Source organism: Psychrobacter sp. H7-1 (genome assembly GCF_904846585.1).
In the GTDB taxonomy this organism is placed as follows: Bacteria; Pseudomonadota; Gammaproteobacteria; order Pseudomonadales; family Moraxellaceae; genus Psychrobacter; species Psychrobacter raelei.
The window spans coordinates 57,642-69,720 of the sequence record NZ_CAJHBH010000006.1 but is presented as its reverse complement, the minus strand read 5'-3'; the positions used below and the strand labels follow the sequence as shown (position 1 = coordinate 69,720).

The following is a 12,079-nucleotide window of genomic DNA, read 5'->3' as shown; positions in this document are numbered from 1 at the left end:
ATGTGTTGCAAAATAAGCTTAAAGTGGGTTGAATATAACGCAGTATACCCTTAATCTAAATAGGCGATACAGCCTTTAGCTAAAATTGAGGACATGGGCGTGTTTTAGGGTTTATTTACGACGTTATTTATCAAAAGGATTAAACATGAAATACTTATTACAAATAGACTTTCCCTATCAAGGTCCCTTTGGTGAAGCGTTCTATGAAGCCATGAAGCCGCTCGCTGAAGACATTGCCACTGAAGCTGGCCTGATTTCAAAAATCTGGACCGAAAATGAACACACTCAAGAAGCTGGTGGTATTTACGTCTTTGATAACTTAGCAGATGCCAACCGCTATTTAGACAAACACACCGAGCGCTTGAGCAGCTTTGGCTTTAGTGACATCAAAGCCAAAGTATTTGTCATCAATGAGGCACTCAGCACGATTTGCCACGCAACATTCGACTAAGCCTTAACGCTTAGCCATTAAACCTTACCAAAAAATAAACAACCCGCCCCACCAAAAAGTAAAATACATTATTTAAGGAAGAACACATGCCATCGAACAATGAGGTACTACGCTCACGTGTCAGGTTACTCGGCTCATTCTTGGGTGACGCCATCGCCCGTCAATCTGGCGAAGACACGCTACAAACCATCGAAACCTTGCGTAAGGGCTTTATTCAAGAACGCCGTGATCCCAATCCCGCTAACAAACAAAAGCTCATTGACCTTATTGCTTCACTGGATAATAAAACTTTAAAAAACGTCATCCGCGGCTTCTCTATTTATTTCTTCTTAGCCAATCTTACAGAAGAGAACTTCTTGCGTGAAGAGCGTCGCACCTTAAAGCAGCAGTCGCAAAACTTTTGGGAAGGCTCGTTTCGTCATACCTTACTTGAGTGCCAACAGCGTCATATTGCAGCCGATCAAATCAAAGAGCTCATTGATCAGCTCAAATTTATCCCCGTATTCACAGCCCACCCAACCGAGGCTCGCCGCCGTACCACCATGAATATCTTGCAGACTTTATATGCGCACAGTACCGCGCTCAACGATCTGCCTGAAGGCTCGTTGGCGTATCAAGAGGCCAAGCAAAAAACAGCCGAAACCATTGATTTGTTATGGTCATCAGATGAAGTGCGTACCCGAAAGCCTTTGGTCTATGATGAGATTAATAACGGTCTACACTATTTTAATGCCAGTTTATTTACCGCCATTCCTCAGGTCTATCGCAATATAAAAAATGCCATTGTCGATGTCTATCCTGAACTAAGTGACTATGCCCTACCTGCCTTCTTAAGCTTCGGCTCTTGGATTGGTGGTGATAGAGATGGCAACCCCTTTGTGACTCATGAGACCACAGAGATGGCGGTGCTGCTACACGCCAATACTGTGCTGCGTCACTATCAGGTTATGGTAAGAAAGCTACGTCGTGAGCTGATTCACAGCGATACCATTGCCAGTATCTCCCCTAAGATCTATCAGCGCATTAAGCACTACAGCGAGCTGGATGAGAGAATTTTTTATTACAATCCCGATGACTATAACAACGAGCCGTATCGCAGATTACTGTCCATCATCTTGGCCAAAATTGCCGCAACCAATGAGCACATTCAAAGCCAAGGCAATAAACCTGAAGCAGCAGCGGATGCCTATAGCAATCCACAAGCCTTGCTCGATGATTTGCGCCTAATCCGTGAAAGCTTAATTACTCATGATAAGGCGCATGCTGAGGGACTGCTGCTCGATATGATTCGCCTTGTCAAAACTTGCGGCTTTCATCTGGCAGCATTAGATATCCGCCAAGACTCCGGCTATCATGGCGAAGTGATTGCCGATATCTTTGATAACGCCTCAAACCTGCCTGATTATCGTCAATTAAGTGAAACTGAACGTCAACAATGGCTGACCCGCTTGCTTGAGCAGCCAGGTACGCCACTGATTTATGTAGATAATTTATCCAAGCAAACCCAAGAACAGCTTGCGCTAATAAACTCCATTGCCAAACTGCGTAAACTGGTGGGTGAAGACACCTTTGGCAGCTATATCATCTCCATGACCAACAATGCCAGTCAGTTGCTTGAGGTGTTATTGCTGATGCGCTTTTCTGGTCTATCTGGTATTAATGACTCAGGCGAGCTGTACGCAGCACTTCCTGTGGCGCCTTTGTTTGAGACCATTGAAGACTTAAAGAATATCGATCATATTCTACCCGCGGTACTTGACAATCCTTTGTACCGCAAATTGCTTGAACAGTCAGGCAATACCCAAGAGATTATGCTGGGCTATTCAGACTCCTCCAAAGATGGCGGTATTATTACCTCAGCTTGGCAGCTTTATAGCGCTCAGCAGACCATCACTGAGATTGCCAAAAAATATGGCATTAATACCCGTCTGTTCCATGGCCGTGGCGGCTCGGTCAGCCGTGGTGGTGGCTCAACTCACCAAGCCATTGCTGCACAGCCTGCCGGCACTTTAAATGGCCAAATTAAGTTCACCGAACAAGGCGAAGTGCTGTATGCCAAATACGCCAATCCGGACACCGCTGTGTTTGAGCTGACCATGGGCATCACCGGCGCACTAAAAGCCACCTCGTCGCGCTTTGTAGAGCAGCCCAAGCAATTAAACAGCTATGAGGCCTTATTTGCCCGCCTAGCAGAAGCCGGTGAGCAGCAGTACCGTGCATTAACTGATAACACCGAAGGCTTTTATGAATTTTATTCCCAGGCCACGCCGGTACAAGAGATTTCTTTGTTAAATATCGGCTCACGCCCTGCCCACCGCAAAAAAGGCTTGCCAAGTAAATCTACCATTCGTGCCATTCCTTGGGTATTTGGTTGGTCACTTGCTCGCTTTACCCTACCGGCTTGGTATGGCGTAGGCAGTGCATTAAATAGCGTTAAGCAAGATGAAGCCTTGATGCAGGAGATGAATGACAATTGGCCATTCTTTAACGCCTTTATCAGTAATATTGAGATGGCCTTTACCAAGTCTGAGATGAGCATCGCTCAAGCTTACAGTCAGCTTTGCGAAGATGAGACGCTACGCGCGCGTATCATGCAAGCGGTCATTGATGAGCATGATCTAACACAGCAAGGTCTTAACTCTTTACTGAATCAAGACACGCTGCTGTCGAATCAACAAGAATTGGCGAGCTCACTTGAATGGCGCAATGCTTATTTAGACCCAATTAACTACATTCAAATTGAGCTGCTAAAACGATTGCGTCAAAGCAACGAGCAGACGCCAGATACCTCATCAGGCCATACTCAAAACGATGATATCAGTGTCGAAGACCCATTAATTCGCAGCATCAACGCCTTGGCTGCCGGTCTTCGTAATACCGGTTAGCGTTGCAGCATTGAAACATTGAAAGATAAACAATGAAAAAGCCCTTCACTGAGTGAGTGAAGGGCTTTCTTATGTCAATCAAAAGACCAAAACATGTTATCAAACAACACGCTCAAGTGCTTTAGCATCAACCTGTGTTATCTGACTATTGACTATTATGGTCAGCTTGTAGGCATAGGCAGCCGCAGTAGCCGCATTGAGATGGGTAGTGGCAAAGAGACATATGGGGTTTGATAATCGAGCAATAAGCGATTCATGACTTTGCGCTTATGGGCAATCTTTTGCGCCTGTTCTAGGGCTACCCAGTGCGGCCTGACATCAATTAAATAGGTGTCGGTCAGGTCTTTTTTATTCACAAAAACAATGGCGTAAATACTCTCGTGAAACAGGCGTTTGCGCCGAATTTGATAATTGATTTTATCAAACAGCGTCTCGTCCTGTTTTAGCAGTGATTTAATACTGCGTTCAAAGTCATTAATATAATAATCAACCTCTAGTGTTAGCAAGGTCTTTCTTTTGGCTTGCCCCGACTCGCAGATATAAGACGCTTTGACATATACCTTATAAACCCGTTTAAAAGCCGTGACTTGCTTGCATCTTTTGTTGGCTTGCTTCCTACAGGCTGCTGCTTCTGGCTGGCATGATAATGGTTCATTGTCATCTGCTTTAGCAGTTTGCTGCTCACATAAATAGTCATGATAAATCTTACGGGCTTTTGCGCACTGCTCTTGGGTCACTGACCATGCCAATTGGCGATGGTAGTTTAGATGCCACACAGTGATGACTTTGCCTGTGTTCACATTCTGTAGAGCCACATAATAGTATTTATCTTTCGGGCTATAAAACAATAAATGACGCTTGCTTAGCCTATATTTCTGACTGATATCAACACACACATTCTCATCGAGCAAAAGCATCAGCTCTTTTGGCGTCAGTGAGGTGCGTTGTCTAATGCGCTTTTCGGCATGCCTTGAAGGATAGGCAAAGCATTGCCGCCCTCTTTTAATTAAATCGCTAAAAGTGACATCCGCATCAGCCATGATTTTTGTTTCATCCAGTTAAATAAACTCTATCAAATACCTTTAATATAATAGCATTAAATATGCGCAGGTATAATGCGCTTATTTTTAGACAAAAACAAAAAAAGCCCATCACAACGTGATGGACTTTCTTGAAGCAAAACAATCAAACATCTGATTGTTTATATTCATGCGCTTATTGAGCAGCAGCAGCCTGGGCAGCAGCAACTTCAGCAGCGAAGTCTTCTTGTTTTTTCTCGATACCTTCACCAACTTCAAAGCGTACGAAGTCTTTAACCGTTACGCCGTCAGCTTTAAGTACATCACCTACTTTCTTCTCGTTGTCCATGACGTAAGCTTGACGAACCAATACCACTTCGTCTAGGTACTTACGTAGGCCACCTTCGATCATTTTTTCGATGATGTTGTCAGGTTTACCAGATTCACGAGCTTTGGCTTCAGCGATGTCTTTTTCACGAGCTAGGATATCAGCTGGAACGTCAGTGTCGTTAACGGCTACTGGGTTGAACGCTGCGATGTGCATCGCTAAGTTTTTGCCGCTGTCTTCTTGACCGCCTTCGCTTGATACAACCACACCGATACGTAGACCATGACGGTAAGACGCTAGGTTGTCACCTTCGATGATTTTTGCACGGCGTACTTGGATGTTTTCACCAATTTTTTGAACCAAAGCAACGCGAGCTTCTTCAACGCTTTGGCCATTGCCGTAGTCAAGCTCAGAGATAGCGGCAACATCAGTGGTGTTGTTAGCTAGGGCTAATTCAGCTACTTTATTAGCAAATTCAGTGAAGTTGTCATCTTTAGCGACGAAGTCAGTTTGGCAGTTAACTTCTAGTAAGATAGCTTTGTTGCCTTCTTGAGCGATTACGATAGCGCCGTCAGCGGCAATGTTACCTGCTTTTTTAGCCGCTTTTGCTTGACCTGATTTACGTAGGTTGTCGATCGCTTGCTCAACATCACCATTTGTTTCTTCTAGCGCTTTTTTACATTCCATCATGCCAAGGCCAGTACGGTCACGAAGCTCTTTTACTAATTTAGCAGAAATCTTAGACATATTTTTTCCTCTATTTGAGTAGTTATGGTGTATAAAATTATAATATAAATAAGCAGTGTAAGTTTATAAAATGACAAGGGCATGACGAGGGTTTCCACATCATGCCGCAATAAGTCATAGAATACTTATGAGATTAGGTCACCGTTTATGTCAAACGTTACCCACTCTCAATTCCTCTGCTACTTAATTCAATTACTCAGCTGAATCAGCTTCAGGTGCTGCAGCTTCTTCAGTTTGAACGTCTTCAGCAGCAGGAGCTTCAGCAGCGCCACCAGCTTGGGTTTTGGCGTATTCTTTACCAGCGATAATCGCATCAGCCATACGAGTAACGTATAACGTTACGGCACGGATAGCATCGTCGTTAGCTGGAATGATGTAGTCAACGTTATCTGGGTTTGAGTTAGTATCAACGATACCGATAACTGGGATACCTAAGTTTTTAGCTTCTTTAATAGCAATGGCTTCATGATCAACGTCTACAACGAAGATTGCGTCAGGTAGACCGCCCATGTTTTTAATACCACCTAAAGAGCGCTCTAGTTTTTCCATAGCACGGGTACGCTCTAACGCTTCACGCTTAGTTAACTTAGCGAAAGTACCATCTTCAGCTTGTTTTTCTAGCTCTTTTAGACGGTTGATTGACTGACGTAGTGTTTTCCAGTTAGTCAACATACCACCTAACCAGCGGTGATCAACGTATGGCTGGCCAGCACGTAAAGCTTGCTCACGGATTACGCCGCTTGCTGCACGCTTAGTACCAACAAATAATACTTTGTTGTTTTTAGCCGCTAAACCGTTAACATAAGTCAACGCTTCGTTGAATGCTTTAACAGTGTGCTCAAGGTTGATGATATGAATTTTGTTGCGCGCACCAAAGATGTACTGGTTCATTTTTGGGTTCCAAAAACGAGTTTGGTGACCGAAGTGAGCACCCGCTTGTAGAAGGTCGCGCATTGGCATATTAGTTGGACTGTTTGACATGTAAAATTCCTTAGTTATTGGGTTATGCCTCCACACTGCAAAAATCACCGATTTGTCGACACGCATCTGCTCAATCCCGCCCTACCGTGATAAATAAATCATCTGCAATAGGAAACAACAAAGCAAATTAGTCAAGCCGACAAACACCCAGCCATTTTTTAGCGCAATGTGTGTGTCATTGGTTAATAAGTTCATCTATATTTTACGTTGAGCCTGATGCCACAAGCTTTTGGGCAAGGCAGCAGACAACAAAGAAAATAAGGTCAGTATTTTACCATATATTAAGCCAATATAGAAGTGTTATTGCCACTGCGCTGCACTTTGCTGTGCCCATGTTTTTGTAGGTTTTCGCTTTGGCGAGATTTTAAGAGGTGCTGTATTGATTTGGCATAACATAGGTATAAAAAAACCACCATCAAGGCTGTCTTATATATAGCTATGGTATAATGGGAGACTTGCTAAAATAGCATTTGTCCAAGCCGCTTTTTTATCGCTTTAGTTTTTATCACTATCGTCAGTATAAAGAGTTAAGCGCGGCAAGTACAAAGTAAGCCGCTTTCGTTATCAGACCCCTGATCCTCCCTGCGCGTGGCCAATGCTATGCCTCGCTGATACATCAGCCGTCTTTTATTTTTCTAACCAACTTGAAAAACAAAAATACTATGAGTAATACAGACAATTTAATACTTGGCCCAGAAGCCATCGAAAAAATGCGCATCGCCGGTAAACTTGCCAGTGATGTCTTGGTTATGCTTGATGAGCATGTCAAAGAAGGCGTGACCACTGAGACCCTAAATCAGTTGGCTCATGACTATATCGTTAATGTCCAAGGCGCAATTCCTGCACCCTTAAACTACGGCCACCCGCCTTTTCCTAAGTCGATTTGTACTTCGGTAAACCACGTGGTTTGTCATGGCATCCCAGCCGATAATAAAATCTTAAAAGACGGTGACATCATTAACATTGATGTGACTGTGATTAAAGATGGCTATTATGGCGATACCTCAAAAATGTGGATTATCGGTGAAGGCTCTATCATGGCGCAGCGTATCTGTGACGTGGCACAAAAAGCGTTATATGCAGGTATGAGTGTGGTCAAAAATGGCGCACATCTTGGTGATATCGGTGCGGCCATCCAAGAAGTGGTTGAGCCTGAACGCTTTAGCATTGTGCGTGAATTCTGTGGTCATGGCATCAGTAATACCTTCCACCATGAGCCGCAAGTGATGCATTACGGCCGTAAGGGAACGGGTATGGAATTAAAAACCGGTATGACCTTTACCATTGAGCCCATGATTAACCAAGGCACCTGGAAGACCAAAATCTTACCAGACCAGTGGACCGCCATTACTAAAGACCGTAAGCTGTCAGCACAGTGGGAGCACACCTTAATGGTCACTGATAACGGCTGTGAGGTATTCACGACCCGTCCTGAAGAAGATTTAAGCTTCTTAACCGCCTAATGTGATAAAAAAGACTGCCTTCGGTGGTCTTTTTTTTGGCAAAATAAAAGAGGTGATACTTTTGAGGCGTTAATTAAACTTATGTCACAAAAAAACTTATGTTATAAATGACTTGCGCCACTTTAATTGGCTATTATCTTAAGACCCTATACCCTGTTTGGAACTGACCATGTTTATTAGCGATCCCACCGACTCCTTAATCACGCCCTTGCCTGATTTGACCGCGCACAGTGAAGCTCAATCTCGCAATTTGGGGATACCCGATTGGCTCAAGCAAATTGAGGCGGACATTGCCACGGCTTTGGAAAAAGGGGTCGATATTCGTCACTTGGTAGAGGCGAGAGCTGCGTCCATTGATAGCCTACTGATTGAGCTGTTTAAGTTACATGAGCTGACGCAAACGGATTTGGCGCTATTTGCTGTGGGCGGCTATGGCCGAGGTGAGCTGTCGCCTTATTCCGATGTGGATATCCTGATACTCTCCCCCGATACATTAAGTGCTGCAACCTCACAAAAGGTAGATGGCTTTGTGGCGCGCTTATGGGATGTGGGTATTGAGCCGGGTATTGCAGTGCGCACCATAGAGGATTGTCTGCAAGTGGCCACAGACATCACAGTCGCCACCAACTTACTTGAAGCACGCCTATTAATCGGCAACGACAGTTTAAGCGCCATCCCTAACAACGTGGTGCAACAAACTTGGTCTCAAAAAGAGTTTTATGACGCCAAAATGGCCGAAGCCCGCGCCCGTCATTTGCTTCATAATGGCACTGAATATAATCTTGAGCCAGATATCAAAAAATCCCCAGGGGGTCTGCGTGACATCCATACCATTGGCTGGATTACCAAACGCTATTTTCGCATTACTAAATTATACGACTTAGTACCGCAGGACTTTTTGACCGAAAAAGAATTCGATGAGCTGATGTTTGCGGAAGGGTTTTTATGGCGCATCCGTCATCATTTGCATCATTTAACCGGCCGCAATGAAAACAAACTGCTGTTCGATTATCAGCGTGACATCGCGGAGCGTATGGGGTATGAGCAAAGCGAGGAAGATGAGCCTAATGCAGCCGTAGAAAACTTCATGCGCGACTATTACCGCTGCGCCATGCAAATCTCCACCCTGTCTGAAATGCTGACCTCGCACTATTACGAGACCTTAATTGAGGCGCGTCTACCTGAATCAGAGCGTCCCGAAAAATCAGTATTAAATGCCCGCTTTAACCGAGTCGGTGATCATATTGCCATTGCCCACCATCACGTATTTGCTCAGCATCCTGAAGCCATTTTAGAGATGTTTTTATTAATGGGTCAGCATGGCATTAAGCATATCCGCACCCGCACGTTGCGCGCGCTAAAAATTGCGGCGCGAGGCATTGATCAGCACTATCGTGATAACCCATTGCACAAAAAGCTGTTCTTAGATAATTTAAAAGAGCAAAACTATCTGTTTCATCGCCTACGTATTATGAAGCGCTACGGGGTGCTGGCCAACTATATGCCGCAATTTGTCAATTTAATTGGGCTGATGCAGTATGACTTGTTCCACCGCTATACCGTGGATGCACATATCTTGCTACTTATTCGTATGCTGCACCGCTTTACCAGCCCCAAATACCAAGACGACTTTGCACTGGTAGGCTCTATTTACAAACGCATCGAGCGTAAAGAGATTATTGTACTGGCAGCTATCTTCCATGATATTGCCAAAGGCCGCGGCGGTGATCACAGCGAGCTTGGAGAGCGTGATGCCATTGAGTTTTGTCTCAGCCATGGCATGAGTGAGGCCGATGCCAAATTGATTGGTTGGCTGACTCGATATCATCTGCTCATGTCGATGACTGCACAAAAACAAGACATCTCTGACCCTGAAGTGGTGACTAAGTTTGCCAATCTGGTCGGTAATGTCACTCATCTAAATCACCTGTATGTACTCACCGTTGCAGACATGAACGCCACCAATCCTCAGCTATGGAATAGCTGGCGTGCCAGCTTAATGAAGCAGTTATATACCCAAACTCGGCGTATTTTACGTGCCGATTTAGATGCGCCCACCAACCGTCAAGAAATGATTGCCACCACTCGTCAACAGGCACTGACCATGCTGGATAAAGTCGACAATCAGCACATGAACCGTGAGGAGGTATTGGCACTATGGGATGAGCTCGGCGATGAGTATTTTTTACGTGAAATCCCAGAAGCCATTATGTGGCATACTGAGGCCATCTTAAATCACCCCCCTATTGGCCGTGCTTCCGATGCCAACAGTGAGCCCTTAATTGTGCTGCGTGAGCATAGAGAATTGGCACTCGATGCGGTACAAATTTTTATCTACACCCAAGATCAGGCCAACTTATTTGCAGTGACTATGGCGGTGTTTGATCAAATGAATCTAGATGTGCTCGATGCACGTATTATTACTGCCACGCGCGACTTCGCCTTAGATTCTTATGTGTTACTTGATCGCCATGGCACCTTATTAACTGACCCTGAATCGCGTGAGGAGTTGACCCGCCGCTTAATTGACGCTTTTAAAAACCCTGAAACGCCCAAGCTGGTTCAAAAGCGCTTACCACGGCGCTTAAAGAACTTTCAAGTACCCACCACCATTGATTTTAACTATAATGAAGCCAGTCGCCAGCATGTGATGAGCCTAACTACCCTAGATCAGCCTGGGTTACTGGCGCGCATTGGTCAGGTATTCTTGAACGAGGGCATTGAAGTCCATGCCGCGCGCATTACTACCTTAGGCGAGCGTGCTGAGGATATGTTTTATATTAGTGACATTGGGGATAATATGCTCAGTGACGCTAAGCTTGAGCGCCTAAGAACCACCTTAATTGACGTGCTTACACCGAGCTGTTGAGCGGTTTACAAACCTGTTATTGTCTGTGCACCTTAACCACTATATTTAAATAGGTCCATCATGAACCCAAAATTAGAGCTGCTGCACCCTTATCCGTTTGCCAAGATGGCTACCTTATTGGCACACTCTACCCCAGCCCCTGAGTTTGAAACCATCAAGCTTGGTATTGGCGAGCCGAAGCATGAGCCGCCCTCTTTTGTGTTACAGACGCTAGCGGACAACCTAATCAAGGTACAAAACTATCCCTCAACCAGTGGCTTACCTGAGCTACGCCAAGCCATTGCTGATTGGCTACAACACCGCTTTAGCTTAAATCGCATCAGTGCAGACTCACAGATTATCCCGGTGATGGGTACTCGTGAGGCCTTATTTAGCTTCGTGCAAGCCGCTATTAACTTAGACGCAGGCAATGATGTATCTGATAAACCCCTCATTGTCATGCCAAACCCTTTTTATCAGATTTATGAAGGTGCCGCTTTGCTTGCCGGCGCAGAGCCCTATTTTGTGCCTTGTACTGCGGATAATGATTTCAAGGGCGATTACCGCTCGGTGCCAAGTGACGTTTGGGAGCGTACCCAGCTGGTCTTTGTGTGTAGCCCCAACAACCCCACTGGAGCAGTATTTGATGCCGATGATTGGCAGGCATTGATTGAGCTGTCGGACCAACACAACTTTATCATCGCCAGTGATGAGTGCTATAGCGAGCTTTATTTTGAGTCGCCTCCTGTTGGGCTACTTGAAGTGTGTGCGCAGCTGGGCCGCGATGATTACAAGAACTGCGTGGTGTTCCACTCGTTGTCCAAGCGCTCAAATCTGCCAGGGCTACGCTCAGGCTTTATCGCAGGTGATGCCAGCTTATTACAGCCGTACCTGCAATATCGTACCTATCAAGGCGCCGCATTACCCATTCATCACCAACTGGCCTCTATCGCTGCTTGGCAAGATGAAGCACACGTTGAGCACAACCGCACGCTTTATGCCCAAAAGTTCGATTTATGGATCAGTGAGCTGGGTGAGGCATTAACTCTTACCAAACCAGATGCTGGATTTTATTTATGGGTACAAGCGCCCCCACCCTTTGTCGATGAACAAGGCGAGCCAGATGACGAGGCCTTTGTCAAAGCCTTATATGAGCAGGTTAATATCAATGCGCTGGCAGGACGTTACTTGTCACGTGAAGTTGATGGCGTAAATCCAGGCAAAGGCTTTGTCCGCCTAGCACTGGTGGCCAGTGTCGATGAAAGCCGGCAAGCCATTGAACGTATCAAAGGATTATTGGAACAGCCTTAGTCTTTTGCTCCACAGCCTGTGCTTCAATAAAGCACAGGCGCCAGAT

8 protein-coding genes are annotated in these 12,079 nt (G+C 45.3%); 5 read left to right on the top strand and 3 right to left on the bottom strand.

The features are described from left to right. Positions 1 to 145 precede the first annotated feature (145 nt). Positions 146 to 451 carry a monooxygenase gene (locus JMX92_RS03725; protein ID WP_011959844.1) on the top strand — a complete coding sequence of 102 codons (306 nt, stop codon included), beginning with the start codon at positions 146 to 148 and terminating at the stop codon, positions 449 to 451. Between the two features lie 86 nt (positions 452 to 537). Then, the gene (gene ppc / locus JMX92_RS03720; RefSeq protein WP_201543978.1) at positions 538 to 3,336 is read left to right on the top strand and encodes a phosphoenolpyruvate carboxylase; all 2,799 of its coding nucleotides are present in this window, start codon (positions 538 to 540) and stop codon (positions 3,334 to 3,336) included. Between the two features lie 161 nt (positions 3,337 to 3,497). Here ppc and JMX92_RS03715 read toward each other — a convergent pair whose 3' ends face one another. From JMX92_RS03715 to rpsB, 3 genes are all read right to left on the bottom strand, one after another. Continuing rightward, complete coding sequence (locus JMX92_RS03715) at positions 3,498 to 4,376, bottom strand: hypothetical protein (protein WP_201543977.1); 879 nt, start codon at positions 4,374 to 4,376, stop codon at positions 3,498 to 3,500. Positions 4,377 to 4,551: 175 nt separating this feature from the next. Beyond that, positions 4,552 to 5,430, bottom strand: a complete 879-nt coding sequence (tsf, locus tag JMX92_RS03710; RefSeq protein ID WP_011959841.1) for a translation elongation factor Ts — start codon at positions 5,428 to 5,430, stop codon at positions 4,552 to 4,554. 192 nt (positions 5,431 to 5,622) lie between these two features. Further along, positions 5,623 to 6,411 (bottom strand): 30S ribosomal protein S2, encoded by a 789-nt coding sequence (gene rpsB, locus JMX92_RS03705; RefSeq protein WP_041773277.1) that lies wholly within the window; start codon positions 6,409 to 6,411, stop codon positions 5,623 to 5,625. Positions 6,412 to 7,073: 662 nt separating this feature from the next. On the opposite strand from rpsB, the gene map reads away from it, so the two are divergent. The 3 genes from map to dapC all read left to right on the top strand — a co-directional run bounded on the left by map (position 7,074) and on the right by dapC (position 12,033). Next, complete coding sequence (gene map / locus JMX92_RS03700) at positions 7,074 to 7,874, top strand: type I methionyl aminopeptidase (RefSeq protein WP_110816171.1); 801 nt, start codon at positions 7,074 to 7,076, stop codon at positions 7,872 to 7,874. Between the two features lie 169 nt (positions 7,875 to 8,043). Continuing rightward, complete coding sequence (glnD, locus tag JMX92_RS03695) at positions 8,044 to 10,743, top strand: [protein-PII] uridylyltransferase (protein WP_155586544.1); 2,700 nt, start codon at positions 8,044 to 8,046, stop codon at positions 10,741 to 10,743. A gap of 60 nt (positions 10,744 to 10,803) precedes the next feature. Continuing rightward, positions 10,804 to 12,033 (top strand): succinyldiaminopimelate transaminase, encoded by a 1,230-nt coding sequence (dapC, locus tag JMX92_RS03690; protein ID WP_201543976.1) that lies wholly within the window; start codon positions 10,804 to 10,806, stop codon positions 12,031 to 12,033. Positions 12,034 to 12,079 lie beyond the last annotated feature (46 nt).

Coding starts and splice junctions, on each gene's coding strand:
- JMX92_RS03725 (WP_011959844.1), top strand. CDS start 146: ATGAAATACTTATTACAAATAGACTTTCCCTATCAAGGTCCCTTTGGT.
- ppc (WP_201543978.1), top strand. CDS start 538: ATGCCATCGAACAATGAGGTACTACGCTCACGTGTCAGGTTACTCGGC.
- JMX92_RS03715 (WP_201543977.1), bottom strand. CDS start 4,376: ATGGCTGATGCGGATGTCACTTTTAGCGATTTAATTAAAAGAGGGCGG.
- tsf (WP_011959841.1), bottom strand. CDS start 5,430: ATGTCTAAGATTTCTGCTAAATTAGTAAAAGAGCTTCGTGACCGTACT.
- rpsB (WP_041773277.1), bottom strand. CDS start 6,411: ATGTCAAACAGTCCAACTAATATGCCAATGCGCGACCTTCTACAAGCG.
- map (WP_110816171.1), top strand. CDS start 7,074: ATGAGTAATACAGACAATTTAATACTTGGCCCAGAAGCCATCGAAAAA.
- glnD (WP_155586544.1), top strand. CDS start 8,044: ATGTTTATTAGCGATCCCACCGACTCCTTAATCACGCCCTTGCCTGAT.
- dapC (WP_201543976.1), top strand. CDS start 10,804: ATGAACCCAAAATTAGAGCTGCTGCACCCTTATCCGTTTGCCAAGATG.